This window comes from Marivirga arenosa, from assembly GCF_030503895.2.
In the GTDB taxonomy this organism is placed as follows: domain Bacteria; phylum Bacteroidota; class Bacteroidia; order Cytophagales; family Cyclobacteriaceae; genus Marivirga; species Marivirga arenosa.
The window spans coordinates 3,115,093-3,132,117 of sequence record NZ_CP129970.2 but is presented as its reverse complement, the minus strand read 5'-3'; the positions used below and the strand labels follow the sequence as shown (position 1 = coordinate 3,132,117).

Annotated in this window: 10 protein-coding genes and 3 tRNA genes; 8 read left to right on the top strand and 5 right to left on the bottom strand. The window is 32.7% G+C overall.

Going from position 1 to position 17,025, the window contains the following annotated elements:
- Positions 1-24: 24 nt before the first annotated feature.
- Positions 25-327, bottom strand: a complete 303-nt coding sequence (locus QYS48_RS13610) for a hypothetical protein (RefSeq protein WP_302101183.1) — start codon at positions 325-327, stop codon at positions 25-27.
- A gap of 137 nt (positions 328-464) precedes the next feature.
- Between QYS48_RS13610 and QYS48_RS13605 the strand changes: the two genes are divergently transcribed.
- Entirely contained in the window at positions 465-1,835 is a 1,371-nt protein-coding gene (locus QYS48_RS13605; protein ID WP_308356387.1) for a cystathionine beta-synthase, read from the top strand.
- 54 nt (positions 1,836-1,889) lie between these two features.
- Here QYS48_RS13605 and QYS48_RS13600 read toward each other — a convergent pair.
- The 3 genes from QYS48_RS13600 to QYS48_RS13590 all read right to left on the bottom strand — a co-directional run bounded on the left by QYS48_RS13600 (position 1,890) and on the right by QYS48_RS13590 (position 2,395).
- Positions 1,890-1,973, bottom strand: a tRNA-Leu gene (locus QYS48_RS13600).
- Between the two features lie 74 nt (positions 1,974-2,047).
- Positions 2,048-2,120, bottom strand: a tRNA-Lys gene (locus QYS48_RS13595).
- A gap of 202 nt (positions 2,121-2,322) precedes the next feature.
- Positions 2,323-2,395, bottom strand: a tRNA-Lys gene (locus QYS48_RS13590).
- 221 nt (positions 2,396-2,616) lie between these two features.
- On the opposite strand from QYS48_RS13590, the gene QYS48_RS13585 reads away from it, so the two are divergent.
- Together QYS48_RS13585 and rlmD are read left to right on the top strand one after the other, a co-directional pair.
- Positions 2,617-3,336 (top strand): hypothetical protein, encoded by a 720-nt coding sequence (locus tag QYS48_RS13585; protein ID WP_308356385.1) that lies wholly within the window; start codon positions 2,617-2,619, stop codon positions 3,334-3,336.
- Between the two features lie 76 nt (positions 3,337-3,412).
- A complete protein-coding gene (gene rlmD, locus QYS48_RS13580) occupies positions 3,413-4,813 on the top strand; it encodes a 23S rRNA (uracil(1939)-C(5))-methyltransferase RlmD (protein WP_308356384.1) in 1,401 nt (466 codons plus the stop codon).
- A gap of 1 nt (position 4,814) precedes the next feature.
- Here the strand turns inward: rlmD and QYS48_RS13575 are convergent, their stop codons facing one another.
- Positions 4,815-6,767, bottom strand: a complete 1,953-nt coding sequence (locus QYS48_RS13575; protein WP_308356383.1) for an OmpA family protein — start codon at positions 6,765-6,767, stop codon at positions 4,815-4,817.
- A 197-nt stretch (positions 6,768-6,964) separates the two neighbouring features.
- Here QYS48_RS13575 and lon point away from each other — a divergent pair, with 197 nt between their 5' ends.
- The 5 genes from lon (at position 6,965) to QYS48_RS13550 (ending at position 16,941) form a co-directional block, all read left to right on the top strand.
- Complete coding sequence (gene lon / locus QYS48_RS13570; protein WP_308356382.1) at positions 6,965-9,460, top strand: endopeptidase La; 2,496 nt, start codon at positions 6,965-6,967, stop codon at positions 9,458-9,460.
- Positions 9,457-10,506: a type IX secretion system protein PorQ gene (gene porQ / locus QYS48_RS13565; protein ID WP_308356381.1), complete on the top strand. Its 1,050-nt coding sequence runs from the start codon at positions 9,457-9,459 to the stop codon at positions 10,504-10,506. The genes lon and porQ overlap by 4 nt, the downstream gene beginning before the upstream one ends.
- Positions 10,503-11,891, top strand: coding sequence for an ATP-dependent protease ATPase subunit HslU (gene hslU / locus QYS48_RS13560; RefSeq protein ID WP_308356380.1), 1,389 nt, complete (start codon positions 10,503-10,505; stop codon positions 11,889-11,891). The genes porQ and hslU overlap by 4 nt, the downstream gene beginning before the upstream one ends.
- Positions 11,892-11,980: 89 nt before the next feature.
- Positions 11,981-12,709: an SDR family NAD(P)-dependent oxidoreductase gene (locus QYS48_RS13555; RefSeq protein WP_308356379.1), complete on the top strand. Its 729-nt coding sequence runs from the start codon at positions 11,981-11,983 to the stop codon at positions 12,707-12,709.
- A 143-nt stretch (positions 12,710-12,852) separates the two neighbouring features.
- On the top strand, positions 12,853-16,941 hold the full coding sequence (locus QYS48_RS13550; protein WP_308356378.1) for a hypothetical protein: 4,089 nt from the start codon (positions 12,853-12,855) through the stop codon (positions 16,939-16,941).
- Positions 16,942-17,025 lie beyond the last annotated feature (84 nt).

Below are 17,025 nucleotides of genomic sequence, written 5' to 3'. Positions count from 1 at the left end.
TAAAAACCATGAATGTTAAACAAATTAGTCTTCTAATGCTTCGAAGTAATTGATTAATGGAAACTCACCAGTAGAATTCATGGTATCAATTGCATAGCCTAGTTCACCGTCATTAGTCATAAAAGTTATAACAGCGGAACCATTATCCTCATATAAATATTCAGCTTCTACCGACACTTGCTCTGCAACATAGTGTTTTTCAATCTTAGAATCATCTTCTTCCTTTCTTAACACTAGTTCACCATTCTCAAATTGAAAATTATTATTGTATCCATAATCAGACAATTCATTTATCTTCATTAGGATTTGTGGATTAAGGTTTTCCATAGCTTTAAATTTTAATTACACTACAAATAACGCCACTATTGTAGTGACTGTTCTTTCTAAAAGATTATGAATATTACATACGTCACATTTCACTGATGATTTTAAATAACTACCTTTGTCAAAAAAAAGAATTTAAAATGTACTACAACTCTATAATAGAGACCATTGGAAACACACCTTTGGTAAAACTAAATAAGGTAAATAAAGGTATTCCTGGAACCATCTTAGTAAAAGTAGAATACTTCAATCCTGGCAATTCAATGAAAGACCGAATGGCTATAAAGATGATTGAAGACGCGGAGAAAGAAGGGAAATTAAAGCCAGGAGGAACCATTATTGAAGGGACTTCAGGCAATACGGGAATGGGATTGGCATTAGCTGCTATTTCAAAAGGTTATAAATGTATCTTCACTTTAGCAGATAAACAATCAAAAGAAAAAATGGATATTTTAAGAGCTGTAGGAGCTGAAGTGATAGTTTGTCCTACTAATGTAAGTCCTGATGACCCTCGTTCTTATTATTCTGTTGCAAAAAAATTACACGAGGAAACTCCAAACTCAATTTATCCTAATCAATACGATAATCCTGCAAATGCAAAAGCTCATTATGAAACTACTGGGCCAGAAATCTGGGACCAGACTGAAGGAAAAATAACGCATTGGGCTGCTGGTGTGGGTACAGGTGGTTCTATGTGTGGAACCTCTCGTTACTTAAAAGAACAAAATCCAAGTATCGTTAGTGTAGGTATTGATTCTTACGGATCTGTTTTTAAGAAATATAAAGAGACAGGGAAATTTGATGAAAAAGAAATCTATCCTTACTTAACAGAAGGCATAGGTGAAGACATTCTACCTAAGAATGTTGACTTTGCAATGATCGACCACTTTGTAAAAGTAACGGATAAAGATAGCGCAATAATGACCAGAAGATTAGCGAGAGAGGAAGGTCTTTTCTGTGGCTGGTCATGTGGTGCTGCTGTTCATGGTGCATTAGAATACGCTGAAGAATTCTTAAAAGAAGATGATGTTATGGTGATCATTTTACCTGATCATGGGACACGTTATCTTGGAAAGATTTATAATGATGACTGGATGAGAGATCATGGGTTCCTAGAAAATAATGATTATGCTACAGCAAAAAATATTATTAAGAAAAGAGGTGATAATTATAATTTAATCAGTATCGAAAGTGACCAAAAAATTGGAGAAGTTGTTAGACTTTTAGATGAGTTATCAATTTCTCAATTACCAATTACTCATAATGGTGAATTTGTTGGTAGTATTTCAGATACGAAATTACTAAACAAACTAGTAGAAAAACCTGAATTACGTAATAATCCAATAAAAGAAATAATGGATGATCCATTTAAATTTATTGCTTTAAACACCACAGTAGATACCATTTCATCCATGATGAATCATGGTGACAAGGCATTAATGGTTTTAGATGATAATAATGCTCCACACATTATCACAAAACAGGATTTATTAATGGCATTTACGGATTAAAAGTAGAGTGGATATCAAAATAGAAAGGCTGTGAACATTCACAGCCTTTTTTTGTGCGCACGAGAAGATTCGAACTTCCACGGGCTTGCGCCCACCACCCCCTCAAGATGGCGTGTCTACCAATTCCACCACGTGCGCTTAATTCTTAAGCAAATATAAAGGCTAAAACTAAAAAACCTATCCATTTTTCAACAGATAGGTTTAGTAGTAAGTGACCCGCTTGGGGTTCGAACCCAAGACCCCATCCTTAAAAGGGATGTGCTCTACCAGCTGAGCTAGCGAGTCATATAATTATCTTAAATTTTCTAGAAGTCTTGGCTACCAAGACCCTCCCGATTCTTTTAATCGGGATACTCTACCAGCTGAGCTAGCGAGTCAAAGTTTTTGAAGACTTTATTTTAATGAATTAAATTAAAGCTGATTCTCTTAATCAGTCACTATTTAATCAATTTTATCGAAAAATGTTTTTATTTTTTTCGATAATTTGTGACCCGCTTGGGGTTCGAACCCAAGACCCCATCCTTAAAAGGGATGTGCTCTACCAGCTGAGCTAGCGAGTCATTTAAATTATTTCCACTTCTTGAGAAGTCTTGGCAGCCAAGACCCTCCCGATTCTTTTAATCGGGATACTCTACCAGCTGAGCTAGCGAGTCATTTTTTTGATTACAAAACTCTTTATAAATAAACTCAACTATTATGAGTTAAGAGCGTTTTTATTGCTTTTAAGGAGTCGTTTTCCTTAATTGCGTTGCAAAGGTAAGTACTAAATAATAAAATGCAAATGCTTAAGTTTAAAATTCTATCCTACTCCCTTTTACTTTTTACATTTATAAGCCAATATGGATTTGCGCAGTCGCCTGAAAAGGAATTAGTTAAGGCTGATTCTTTGTATCAAAAAAAACAATATATAAGTGCGATAAAAATTTATAATAAAATTTATGAAAGTGGAAATGCTAGTCCTTCAATGCTATTAAAGCTCGCTAGAATTGAGGAAGGAATGGGTAATCCTGGTAAATCATTTTATTATTTAGAGAAATATTATCAGCTCACTAAGGATGAAATAGCCCTCGATTATTTAAAAGAAAATACTGAAGAAGAAAATATAGCTGGATTTAATTATGGCTTTGCTTATAAGCTTGACTTATTGTACAAAGAATGGAAGATTTACATTCAACTCTTAGCTTCAATCTTAACATTCCTTTTCATTGGATTGATGATTAAAAACAGAGAAGATTCCAGCAAAAAGAAAAACTATTTTGCAGCATCTATACTCCCTATTATTATTTTAATCTTTCTAACTAATTATGAGGGTAGAAATGAGGCAATCATAACTAATAACCCTAGTTATTTACTTGAAGGCCCTTCATCTGGGGCCAACCTAGTTGAACAGCTTAAATCTCCAGCCAAGGTTAAATTGAAATCAGAAATTGATGTTTGGAGTAAAATCATATATGATGATAAGGTAGCCTACATTAAAAGCTCTCAAATTAAAAAATTGTAAAATTTAAAATCTGTAGATTTATAAATTCTACTTTCGTGCTTTTTGCTTACATAATTATAGCCTAATTTTGCAGGCTATGGGAAGAAAACCGCATCCAATAATAAAGGAATTAAAGATTGAAAAAATAGCTTCAGAGGGTAAGGCCTTAGGTTATTATAATGATAAAGTCGTATTTGTAGGTGGAACTGCTCCAGGAGATGTTGTAGACGTTAGGGTTAATAAGAAAAAGAAAAGTTTTCTGGAAGGACAGGCCATTCATTTTCATAAAAAATCTGAAATGCGAATAGAACCATTTTGTAACCACTATGGTGTATGTGGTGGTTGTAAATGGCAGCATTTGAGCTATGAAGATCAGCTTGAGTTTAAAAGTGAGCAAGTAAAAGATTCGTTAGAAAGAATTGCAAAAGTTGATTTACCTAAGATATCCCCAATACTTGGATCAGAAAATACTACTTTCTATAGAAACAAAATGGAATTTACATTCTCTAATAACCGATGGTTAACTAGAGAGGAAATTGATTCAGGAAAAGAGTTTGAGTCCGATGCATTAGGTTTTCATGTACCTAAGAGATTTGATAAGATAGTTCAAATCGACAAATGCTATCTTCAGGCAGATCCTTCAAATGCAATTAGAAATGCAGTTGACCGCTTTGCTAAGGATAATAAGATCACCTATTTTGATTTAATTAAGCAAGATGGCTTTCTTAGGAACCTGATTATCAGAACTACCTCCACTGGGCAGCTAATGGTAATTTTGCAAGTAGCAGAAGAAAATGAGGAGTGGCTAAATATGATGCTTAATCATATAAAAGAAAGCTTTCCAGAAATTACTTCATTGCTTTATATCCTAAATCAAAAAGGAAATGAAACTTTCCATGATTTAGAGGTAAATGTATTTCATGGGAAAGATCATATTATTGAAGAAATGGAGGGATTGGAATTTAAAATTGGTCCAAAATCTTTCTATCAAACAAATTCCGATCAAGCTTATGAATTATATAAAGTAGCTAGAAATTTTGCGGATTTAAAAGGTAATGAAACTGTTTATGATCTGTACACTGGAACAGGAACAATCGCTAATTTTATAGCTAAAAGTGCAGAAAAGGTAATTGGAGTTGAATATGTACCAGAAGCCATTGAAGATGCAAAAGTAAATTCAGAGTTGAATAACATCAAAAACACTAAGTTTTTTGCTGGTGATATGAAGGATGTTTTCAATAATGAATTTTTGAAAGAACATGGGAAGGCTGATGTAATTATAACCGATCCTCCACGAGCAGGCATGCATCCTGATGTAGTAAAAACAATATTAAATATTGAAGCCGAAAAAATAGTTTATGTAAGCTGTAATCCAGCTACTCAAGCAAGAGACTTGGCACTGCTAGATGAGAAATACAAAGTAACTAAAGTTCAGCCTGTTGACATGTTCCCTCAAACCCATCATGTTGAAAATGTAGTACTTCTGGAAAGAAAATAAATTAATCTGAATCGGGGCGGTAGATTTCAAACTCTACCCTCCTATTCAATCTACGGTCATCATCAGTTTGTTCATCTGAAACTACTGGTTTACTATTTCCAAAACCTTCAGCAACCACTCTACTAGGATCAATTGGGTGTAACAAAATAATATAATCACGAATTGCGTCTGCTCTTTCTTGTGACAAAGACTTATTCCTAATCTCATCACCAGATGAATCGGTATGACCTGAAATTTTCAGTTTAAATTCAGGATAGTCCAGAAGAAAATCTACCACTTTATCCAAATCAAAATACATATCTGGCCTTAGTTTTGCAGAGTTCTCCTCAAATTCAATGGATTTGAATCTGATTTTACTGGACATTGGATCAATGTTTTTATTCATAACCGTATCACCCGAAAGGAAAAACATTTCTTCGATTCTGAATAATTCATCAGATTGCACTACCATCACATAATTAGCATTATTGATTAGATTGAATTCAAAACTCCCATCTTCTCTTGTAAACTTAGGTGCTATCTCAATTCCATTTTCGATATCGACTATTGAAACTATACCTCTGAAGGGTTTTCCTTTTACCGTATCCGTTACAACACCACTAACTTTTGTATTCGCTCCCGGTTGAGCTTCCATTGGTAACGGGAAAGAAAATAAATCTAAATTGTGGCTTCTCATCGAGGAAGAACCAGCATAAAACAAATCTTCAGATTCAGAATCTATTGTGAAATAATATTCATCTCCTTCGGTATTGATTAATGGTCCTATATTTTGGGGTTCATCCCATAAAAACATTTTAGAATTAGATTTATATATGTCAAAACCTCCAAAATTTAACAAATGTCCGTTTGAGCTAAAATATAGTATCTGATGTCTAGGGTGTATAAAAGGACTCACTTCATTCCCTCTGGTATTCACTACTGGACCTAAATTTTTTGCAGCAGACCATTGCCCGTCTTCATTTTTAACTGAAAAATAAATGTCTGACAAGCCAAAGCCACCAATTCTGTCGGATGCGAAAAATAAGGTGTCACCTGTAATAGAAAGTGATGGATGAGAATCCCAGGCTTTAGAATTTAAATTGGCTCCTAGATTCACTGCCTTACTCCAGGTGCTATCTTCTTGCAGATGTGTTTCATATAAATCACAATTACCAAAGCCATCATATGATCCGCAGCGTGCAAATATTATTTCATTTCCTTCAGCATTTAATGCTGCTGAGCCTTCATTATTCCTACTGTTTATACCTCTAATCGGGACTGCATCCTGCCACATGCCATCTATCTGAACAGAAACATATAAATCCTCATTAGAATTATTTGATAGTAAGCTACCGCTAATACTTCTTTTAGATGTGAATATGATGGTTTTATTATCCAGAGTAAGTGCAGGTGCATAATCAGCCATATTGGAATTGATCTGCTTTCCCATACTTAATAAAATTCCTCTTGGCGGTACTAATGTGTCAATAGATTTTCTAAAATCTACCAATTCATAATAATAATCTATCGGCACGTAATCATCAGTTTGCTCAAGCTTAACCGAATCAAGAAATATTTCCATCTGGCGAAGATCAATTTTGCTTTGATGATGCTTCAATGCCAATCGGTATAGACTTTTAGCTTTTTCAAGATCACCATAAAGTTCTTCCATCTTAGCCAATTGCCATATTAAACGAGTATCTTTATAGAAATTTTCAATGGCAAATTGCTGAACATAATCCTCTAACAATTCCTTGAATTTTTCCCAGTTTTTAGATTGCTGGGTCCGGTTTATTTTCTCAAGTTCATTTTCATCTTGATAATAATTGAATTGATTTACATTAGGGAAATAGAAAGGAAATAATTCCTCTGCCTCCTTTTTTGATAATTCAACCTGAGGATTAAATTGAGCCTGAATATCGATAGAAAACAGGATCAGAATAATTAAAAATAATTTATTAAGATATTGATTCAAGACAAATTGATAGTTTTACGGTAAATATGTCAGTTTTTCAAACTTTAATATCCGAAAAATGTCTGAATTACCATTTAATTAAAACCAAAATTAGGTATAATTTTATTGGCATAACAATTGAATTAGTCAAGAACCCCATTTAAAGGGACAAATAAGGGATTTCAAATGCCAAATTGGCTGAAATATTAATGATATATATGGATTCAATATTAAAGCATACACAAGCGCTTTCTGAGATAAATGATGATGAAACTGGTGAATTAATACAACTCATATCTACTGATGAAGAAAATAGTATGAGAGAAGATGATTTACCAGATCAACTTCCAATTTTACCAATAAGAAATACAGTTTTATTTCCTGGTGTAGTTATACCTATTACGGTTGGCCGACAAAAATCAATTAAGTTAGTTAAAAAGGCTTATAAGGGAGATAGAATTATAGGAGTAGTTGCTCAATCAAATAGCAAAGTTGAAGATCCTGGAAAGGATGACATTTACAATATTGGTACAGTAGCTAGAATATTGAAAATGATTGTATTACCAGATGGGAATACAACCATTATCATTCAGGGTAAGCAGAAATTTAAAGTAAAGGATGTGGTACAGGAGGACCCATTCTTAATTGCCACATATGAAGAATTGAATGATGAGGAATTAGATCCTAAATTAAAATCTAATAAGGCAGTTATTCAATCTTTAAAAGATGCTGCCAGCAAAATAATGAAGCTCAATCCGGAAATTCCTCAAGAAGCACAAGTTGCGCTTGATAATATTGAAAATCCGAATTTCCTAACTCACTTTTTATCTTCAAACATAAATTCTGAGGTAGCTGATAAGCAAAAATTGCTAGAGAAAACCAATGCTAAAGAACGAGCTACTTTGTTATTGGAATTCATGCTTAAGGATATCCAGATGCTGGAATTAAAAAATGAAATCCATAAAAAGGTTCATACTGACATTGACCAGCAACAAAGAGATTACTTCTTGAGGCAACAAATCAGAGTGTTACAAGATGAATTAGGTCAAGACAGTCCTGATCAAGAGTTGGACAACTTAAGACAAAAAGCGAAAGATAAAAATTGGCCTTCAGAAGTCCAAAAACACTTTGATAAAGAAATAGATAAGATTTCTAGAATCAACCCACAAGCCGCTGAATATCCAGTAGCTATGAATTATGTTGAGCTTCTTCTAGAATTACCATGGGGAGAAGTTACTAAGGATAATTTTGATTTAAAAAGAGCCAAGAAAATTCTAGACCGCGATCACTACGGACTAGAAAAAGTAAAAGAAAGAATAATAGAATATCTTGCCGTTCTAAAATTAAAGCAAGATATGAAAGCTCCTATCCTATGTCTTTACGGACCTCCAGGTGTTGGTAAAACTTCCTTAGGAAAATCAATTTCTGATGCACTAGGAAGAAAATATGTTCGCATGTCTTTAGGTGGCGTTCATGATGAAGCTGAAATCCGTGGACATAGAAAAACTTACGTAGGTGCAATGCCCGGTAAAATCATCCAAAACATGAAAAAAGCCGGTAAATCAAATCCTGTTTATATTTTAGATGAAATTGATAAGGTTAATTCTGATTTCAGAGGCGATCCATCCTCAGCTTTACTTGAGGTATTAGATCCTGAGCAGAATGAAACTTTCCAAGATAATTATCTTGAAGTAGAATACGATTTATCTAATGTGCTTTTTATAGCTACTGCTAACTCACTAGACACCATTCAGCCAGCTTTAAGAGATAGAATGGAAATCATTGAAGTAACTGGCTATACACTTGAGGAAAAGGTTGAAATTGCTAAAAAGCATTTAATTCCTAAGCAAAAGAAAGAACATGGGCTTAAAGCAAAGGATGTAACTTTTAGTAAAAAAGCAATTGCTAAAATCATAGAAGATTACACTAGAGAATCAGGAGTAAGAGGCTTAGAAAGAACAATTGGAAAGGTGATACGAAATATCGCTAAATCAATTGCTATGGAAGAAGAATACAATAGCAAGATTGAGTCAGAAGATATTGTAAAAATATTAGGTGCTGAAGTATTTGAAAAGGAAACTTATCAGGATAATGAGACCGCTGGATTAGTTACTGGTTTAGCCTGGACTTCAGTAGGTGGTGAAATACTCTTTATTGAATCTAGTCTGAGTAGAGGGAAAGGTAAATTAACCTTATCAGGTCAATTAGGAGATGTGATGAAAGAGTCTGCTATGACTGCCCTATCCTACTTAAGATCACATGCTGATGAATTAGGTATTCATCATAAAATCTTTGATAATTACGATTTACATATTCACGTACCAGCAGGTGCTGTTCCTAAAGATGGGCCTTCAGCTGGTATCGCAATGATTACTTCTTTGGCTTCAATTTATACTCAACGAAAAGTGAAATCGAAGCTGGCTATGACAGGTGAAATTACTTTAAGAGGAAAAGTATTACCGATTGGTGGACTGAAAGAGAAAATATTAGCGGCAAGAAGAGCCGGTATCAAAGATGTAATTCTTTGTAAACGTAACAAAAAGGATATTGAGGAGATCGACTCAAGGTATATCAAAGGCTTAAACATTCACTTTGTAGATCAGGTGAATGAAGTATTAGAGATTGCACTATTGAAAGAGAAAATCAAAAATCCAATCAATTTTGTAATCCCAGATGAGGACGATAAAAAAACTGTGCCTGCTAATTCCATATGAGGTCCCAAAAGGTCATACTGAGCCTTTTGGTTTGCATGCTTGCCTCCCAAACTGCTTTTGCGCAGATTGGGGGCTTACGGACTTTTGAATTTTTAGAGTTACCTAATCACGCACGAGTTGCAGGTTTGGGTACAGTTAATGTTAGTTCTAATGCAGGAGATGTCAATATGGTTTGGCAAAATCCAGCATTATTAAATGCTGATATGGGAGGCCAAGCATCCTTTAACTTCATTCCTTTTTATGCTGATATTTATAACAGTCAGCTTACCTATGCACAAAATTTTGAAAACGCTGGAATTTTCAGTTTAGGAGTAAATTATTTAAGCTATGGTAGTTTTAAAGGTTTTGATAATACAGGAGCTTCAACTAACGATTTTACAGCTTCTAATTATGCCATTCAAATAAGTCATTCGAGAACAGATGGTGCTTTTCAATATGGGGCCAATGTGAAATTTGTTATGAGTCAGATAAGTGGATTTAATCAATCTGCTATACTTACCGACTTTGGTGGTGCCTTTATTCATCCTGAAAAAGACTTATCGATAGGATTGGTTATAAAAAACGTTGGTTTTTATACCAATAAATATGAAAATGAAGACAGAAGTTTACCATTTGATGTACAATTAGGGAGTACATTCAAACCTGAGTTCATGCCTTTCCGTTTCTCTTTAACACTTAATAGACTTTATCAATATGATCTAAGTTATTTTGATAATAGTTTAATTCCTGAAGATGATAGCAATGTATTTACAGATATTAGTAACAATCCACCTAATACATTTGATAAAATTTTTCAGCATGTGACAATTGGAACTGAATTAATCTTAGGTGAAAACATTAATCTTAGAGCTGGCTATAATCATTTAATCAGACAATCATTAAAAGCTGAACAAGTTGGAGGAGCAGGGGGTTTTACATTTGGTTTTTTTGTACATACAAAGAAATTTAATATAGCATATTCTAGTGCGATATATCAAGCGGGTAGTTTTGCTCACTTTATTACTTTGGGAAGTAATTTGAAAAATATAGTAAAGAAAAAATCATGAATAATAAATTATTTTTGACACCAAAAGAGATCGTCTCAGAGCTCGATAAATATATAATCGGACAAAATGATGCAAAGCGAAATGTTGCCATTGCTTTGCGTAATAGATGGAGGCGTATGAATACACCTGAGGATATTCAAGGTGAGATTGTACCGAATAATATCTTAATGATTGGAGCTACTGGTGTTGGTAAAACAGAAATTGCCAGAAGATTGGCTAAGATAGCGGATGCTCCTTTCACTAAAGTGGAAGCTTCTAAATTCACTGAAGTAGGTTACGTTGGACGTGACGTTGAAAGTATGGTTCGTGACTTAGTAGAACAATCGGTAAATCTAGTGAAAGCTTCTAAAAAAGAGGAAGTGAAAAATAAGGCTGCTGATATTGTTGAGGATATCATTCTGGATGCCTTGATCCCACCTATGAAGTCTAACAGTCAGCGTCCGATTAGCACAACTGCTGATAATCAAGTACCGGACAATGATTATGAACTGAATCAAAAAACTAGAGAGAGATTCAGAGAAAAATTGCGTAATGGAGAATTAGAAGATCGTAAAATTGATATCAATGTAAAAACCCCTGCAAATAATGGAATGGGCATGATTGGTGGTGGCATGATGGATGAAGCATCTATGATCAACTTGCAAGACATGCTTAGTAACATGATACCTAAGAAGAATAAAAAACGTAAGGTTACGATTGAGGAGGCTAGAAAGCTATTAATTGAGGAAGAAGTTTCCAAATTGATTGATATGGATGAAGTGAAGGAAGAGGCAATTCAAAAGGCAGAGAATACAGGTATGATCTTCATCGATGAAATTGACAAAATTGCTAAAGGAAGCAGTAATTCGAGCGGTGGTGATGTAAGTAGAGAAGGGGTTCAAAGAGATTTACTTCCAATTGTAGAAGGAAGTGCTGTCAATACTAAGTATGGTATTATCCATACCGATCATATTCTGTTCTTAGCAGCAGGAGCTTTTCATGTAAGCAAACCGTCTGATTTAATTCCAGAATTACAAGGAAGATTCCCAATCAGAGTGGAATTAGATAGCTTAACGAAAGCTGATTTCCTTAGAATATTAAAAGAACCTAAAAACTCATTAACAAAACAATATACTGCTCTGCTTAAAGCAGAAGAAGTTGATTTAACATTCGATGATGATGCCTTAGAGGAATTAGCTGAAATCGCTTTTAGAGTAAATTCAGAAGTTGAAAATATTGGTGCAAGAAGACTTCAAACTGTAATGAGTAAACTTCTTAATGAATTACTTTTTGACATTCCTGACAAAATCGGTGCAAATGCTAAAGTGGTAATCACTAAACAAATGGTGGGTGAAAAATTAGACGGCTTAGTAAAAGACAAAGATTTAAGTCAGTATATTCTTTAGGAGACTATAAATCTTATAATTTAAGCCCGTATTTCTTAGGGAATTCGGGCTTTTTTTTACGTTTTTATTCAAGATTAAAAGAAAGAATTATGAATAAATCACTTTTTATCATAACAGGCGCAAGTAAAGGAATAGGGAAAGGCATTACCAATAAAGCTCTAGAATCAGGAGCTACGGTTTGGGGAATTAGTAGAAGTCATTCAATATCTGATGAAAACTATAAAGCTATTTCCATTGACCTATCCAATTTAGATGAATTGAAAAATGAATTACCCAATCTTTTCAATGATGCGAAGGGATATGACAAGTTAGTTTTAATTAATAACGCAGGAACATTAGGAGATATCAAACATTTGGGAAGTATTGATAACGATAGCATCCCTCAACTTTTCAATTTAAATGTAAGTGCTCCTCTCCTACTTATGAATCAGTTTATGCATGATTTAAAAGATCATGAAGGAGAAAAAATAATCATTAATATAAGCTCAGGAGCTGGTAAAAATGCCGTAGATGGTTGGTCAGGATATTGTGCCTCAAAAGCTGCTTTAGATATGGCTTCAAAAGTAGCGGCTAAAGAAGCTGAATTAGACGGAAATGGATTTATCATTAAAGCTATTGCCCCTGGTGTTGTGGATACAGAAATGCAAACACAGATCCGAAATGCGGATGAAAAGTCCTTCAGCGGAATAGATCGATTTAAAAACCTGAAAGCTGACAATGCTTTAAGTAGCGAGGAAGAAGTAGCTGAAAAATATTTTTATTTTCTAGAAAATTTAGATCAGTATCCAGATGTAATCTTAGATGTCAGAGATGTATAAAATAAAAAAGGTAGAGTTTTACTTCTACCTTAATTGATACCCTAATATCTTTAGAGACATCTATTGTTAACTAAAATTTTAATAATAGTCCTCCAGTTCTGATAATTTCATTCAAATGGATTATATTAAACTTTCAGTTTAATATGAACCCGAAAAGAAAAAAACTATACCGTGCACTTCTAATTATAGCTATTACCATAGCAGTGGGAATTATTGCAAATAATTACCTTAGGAAACAAGGAAATAAAATTTCAGGTGAGTATTTAAAAGAGCTGGTTAAAAAAGAAAGCAAAGGCTTATATCAATTAGAATTTGAGGAAATTGACCTCAATATTTTCCTTAAAACAGTTACGATTAGAAATTTAGAACTCTATGCTACACCAGAGAATAGAGAGGATACAATTAATGCTAAAAATTTATATGAAGCAGTAGTAGATGAAGTCAGTATTTCATTAGAATCTGTTTTTCGGATTTATACGGATAAAGAATTAGTGGTGGATGGCATAGAAGTCATTAATCCATTGGTTTATATGACCAAAATTAATCCTGAAAAACAACCGTTGAAATTTGGACGCGAAACAGGAGAACTATATGATGTAATTTCCCAATACTTGAATCTATTGCAAATCAACTATTTGAAGGTTAAAAGTGGGACGATCGACCACTCTCCTAGCAAATTCAGATTGAAATCAATTGATTTTGCTGTTGAAAACTTTGTAGTAGCGGACAAAAAAAAACAGAAAAGGAAAAAGATATTCTACTCAGAAGCCATCAACTTAGGGGTCAATCAGCAATCGATTCTATTACCGGATAGTATTCATCAATTAAGTTTTGATGGCTTTGAATTATCCACAAGAGATTCAATACTTTATTTCAATAATTTTAGAATTAATGCTCGAGATAAAATAAACCCAAAAGAAGTATTTCAAGACCAAAATCAAAATATTTATGATATCGAAATCCCAACACTTGAATTACGCGGAATTAATTATCTAAAAGCTTATGAAGATAATTTTTTAATCGTTGACCAGGTTAATATTCCTCAACCGAATATCAAAATAAAATCTGTTTTAAAATCAAAAAAAGACAGTACTCCCCAGGCTCAAAATAGTATTGGAGCTTCATTGCTTGCACTTTTCGATTTAATAAAGATTAATGATTTAAGAATTCAAAGAGGAGGTCTAGACTTAACACTTAAAGGAGATAACAAACAAAGCTTTTTATCAAATAATATAAGCATTGAGTTATTTGATATCTCTCTTGATTCTACTCAGCGAGACATTCAAAATATTTTAAATTATTTTAAGGATGCTGAAATTGAAATAAACGATTACGATTATTTATTACCAGATAATCTACATGAAATAAAATTCGAAAAGCTTAAGTTCAGGACCTTGGATTCAACTTTGAATGTCAAAAACCTTCGAATTAAACCCTCTAGAAATTTAGATGACAGCACATTAACTCAATTTAATTTAAATTTACCCTCTTTAGAAATGAAAGGAGTGGCTCAAAACCAGATTTATGAAAATGAAATTATTGATTTAGATTTTCTAAAATTAATTAATGGAACCATCAATATTACCCCTCCATACTTTAGAAATAGTGATGAAAAAAAAGCTGTCATCACAGCAAATGGTTTGTATGGAATATTAGGTCAATACTTTAAGTACATCAATATTGATGATTTTTCTATTGTTAATTCAAACCTAGGAGTCGGCAACTTTTTAACAGGAGAACAAATCAATTTAAATTCTGAATCTTTAAAAATTGATTCTACATTAAACTCTTGGCATCAGATCTCAAATAATACTCGTATTGGTGGTAAGTTGCTTAATTATGATTTCGAAGGCAATTCATTATTAATTAAAAACTTCGCCTCTAGTAAAAATCTGCATAATATTAAACTAGATGAATTAGACCTTATTTATCAAAATGAAGATAATAAAGTCAATTCAGGTTTAATTGAACTTTCAGGCATTCAATTGGATAGCATTATAAATTATGGAATTGTACAAATTGATAGCATTAAACTTGATAAAGTTGATATTAGATTAAATCCTGAAAGTATTCCCAATAAAAAAGACAAATCAGCAACTAACTGGAAATTCTCAGAAAAACCCATTAATGTCTCATTAAGTGACTCAAAGTTAAAATATAGGCAATCTGGTAATGACCTAAGTGTTCAAAATTTCAATTTAGAATTGAATTACCTGAATGATATTGAAATTATTGAGGCTCAATTTTTAAATACAAAATTCAATAACAAACAATTATACCACCAATTAAGTGCTCAAAATATCAGTTTAGCTAAGCATAGTAATAGTCTTGATATAAAGAATGTAGAAATTGAGCCCAATCAATTTTTTAAAAACCTCAAATTCAAATTGGATATTCCTTCAATAAGGTTATCAAATATTAATAAGCAAGGTTTATTTAAAAGCAAATTATTGGAAGCGGATAGTTTAATTGGAGAAATAAGTAATCTAAACCTTCACTATATTAAAGAACTAAATAAGTTAAAGTCTAAAAATCTTGATTCCGCAAATTTTAATGTTGCTTTTAAAAATATCCTTTTTGGTATAGATAAAACTGATATTAATATTCAAAATGATGAGAAAATTCATTTAATTAAAACTCAGAAATCCGTTATTACACTTACGAATTTTACCCTCCTCAAAAAGCAGAATGCAAATCTATTTAATGCTGAGAATTTCACTTTTGATAACGACAAACTCTACTTTTTAAGTCCTAAAAAGGATAGCCTGATCGTAAATAACTTCTATTATGAAAGCTTTAATGAAGAAGGAAATATAGATGGGATCGAATACATAGAAGAAAATAAAAACACTCAACTAACTTTCAATAATATCATTCTAAAAGGAGCTGATTTTTATAATCTTTTGGAAGAAAATCAAATCAAGATTGATGAGATTAGTAGCGGACGAACCGATTTAAAAATTGAAATTGATGGAGAAGCTAAAAACTCTTTACCTACAGAAATAAAACTACCCTTCGAATCTGTAAACATAAAAAAATCGAACACCAGAAATATCAACGTTAAAATTTATGATAAAAAGAAAGAGCGAAATTACTATGTGAGAAAAGCGGACTTATTTATTAATGGTATAAAAACGGATTCTATAATCCATACAAGCCAAATACATAAATATATAAACTCCTTTATATTCATGGGTAAAAATTATAAAGAAAACTTTTCTCATTATACCGTAACCGCTAATGATTATTCTTTTAAATATCCAGAGTCGAATTTTGAAGCAAACAATATAAAACTAAGATCAAAATATTCCAGATTTGATTATAGCCAGCATATTGAATATCAAAACGACTGGTTTAAACTCGATATCGATCAACTAAAACTTAATAAAGTAAAAATTGACAGTATCTTGAAAGATCAAAAATATATGGTCGATAAACTGTCAGTAATAAATGGTGACTTCATTGTTTTTAGAGATCTGAACGTACCTCATAATAGAGATAGAAGAGTTCCTATGCCTCAAAAAATATTATCTGAATTACAATTCGCTTTTAAGGTAGATACCGTTTTTGTTAATTCTGATATTAAAATCCATATAGTACCAAAGGATGCAAGCGGAATAGGAACTATGAGTATTTTCATTGATAGTGGTCATATATATAATATGAGGACTCATCATTTCAATAGTAATGAGGTTATGCATCTTACAGCTAAAGGCAAACTAAATAATAAAGCTAATTTTAATACAAAAGTTGATTTCCCTATACCTTCCACTAAGAGTGATTTCCATTTCATTGGTAATATAGGGAATCTTAATCTAACTGCTTTAAATGATATGTTAATTCCATTAGGGGCAATTGAAGTTAGATCAGGCTACAATGAAGAAGTTAATATAAATTTCAAGGGAAATGATGATTATGCTGAAGGAAAAATGGAATTTAGATATAACAACCTTAAAATTGATATTCTGGATCGACAGACTTATCAATCGAAAGGTTTCGGGAATAACTTAAAGACAATTTTTGCAAATAGCTTTATAGTAAGTACAAGAAATCCAAGATGGTTTAAATTGCAAGAAGGTAATATTTTCTTCGAACGAATAAAAAGTAGATCGATTTTTAACCTTTGGGCAAAAGCTCTTCTAAGTGGTGCAGTTAGTAGTATCGGGATTAAGAAAAGTAAAGAAGAGGCAAAGGCTTATTATAAAGAAAATAAGGAAGAAATTGATGAGTAATCGCACCATGGCTCCTCTGTTTATTATACTGTGAACCTTCGATTTTCATCATATTGAAGTTTTTGGAGATTAGTTTATTTTTGA

Coding starts and splice junctions, on each gene's coding strand:
- QYS48_RS13550 (WP_308356378.1), top strand. CDS start 12,853: ATGAACCCGAAAAGAAAAAAACTATACCGTGCACTTCTAATTATAGCT.
- QYS48_RS13585 (WP_308356385.1), top strand. CDS start 2,617: ATGCTTAAGTTTAAAATTCTATCCTACTCCCTTTTACTTTTTACATTT.
- rlmD (WP_308356384.1), top strand. CDS start 3,413: ATGGGAAGAAAACCGCATCCAATAATAAAGGAATTAAAGATTGAAAAA.
- QYS48_RS13555 (WP_308356379.1), top strand. CDS start 11,981: ATGAATAAATCACTTTTTATCATAACAGGCGCAAGTAAAGGAATAGGG.
- QYS48_RS13605 (WP_308356387.1), top strand. CDS start 465: ATGTACTACAACTCTATAATAGAGACCATTGGAAACACACCTTTGGTA.
- hslU (WP_308356380.1), top strand. CDS start 10,503: ATGAATAATAAATTATTTTTGACACCAAAAGAGATCGTCTCAGAGCTC.
- porQ (WP_308356381.1), top strand. CDS start 9,457: ATGAGGTCCCAAAAGGTCATACTGAGCCTTTTGGTTTGCATGCTTGCC.
- lon (WP_308356382.1), top strand. CDS start 6,965: ATGGATTCAATATTAAAGCATACACAAGCGCTTTCTGAGATAAATGAT.
- QYS48_RS13610 (WP_302101183.1), bottom strand. CDS start 327: ATGGAAAACCTTAATCCACAAATCCTAATGAAGATAAATGAATTGTCT.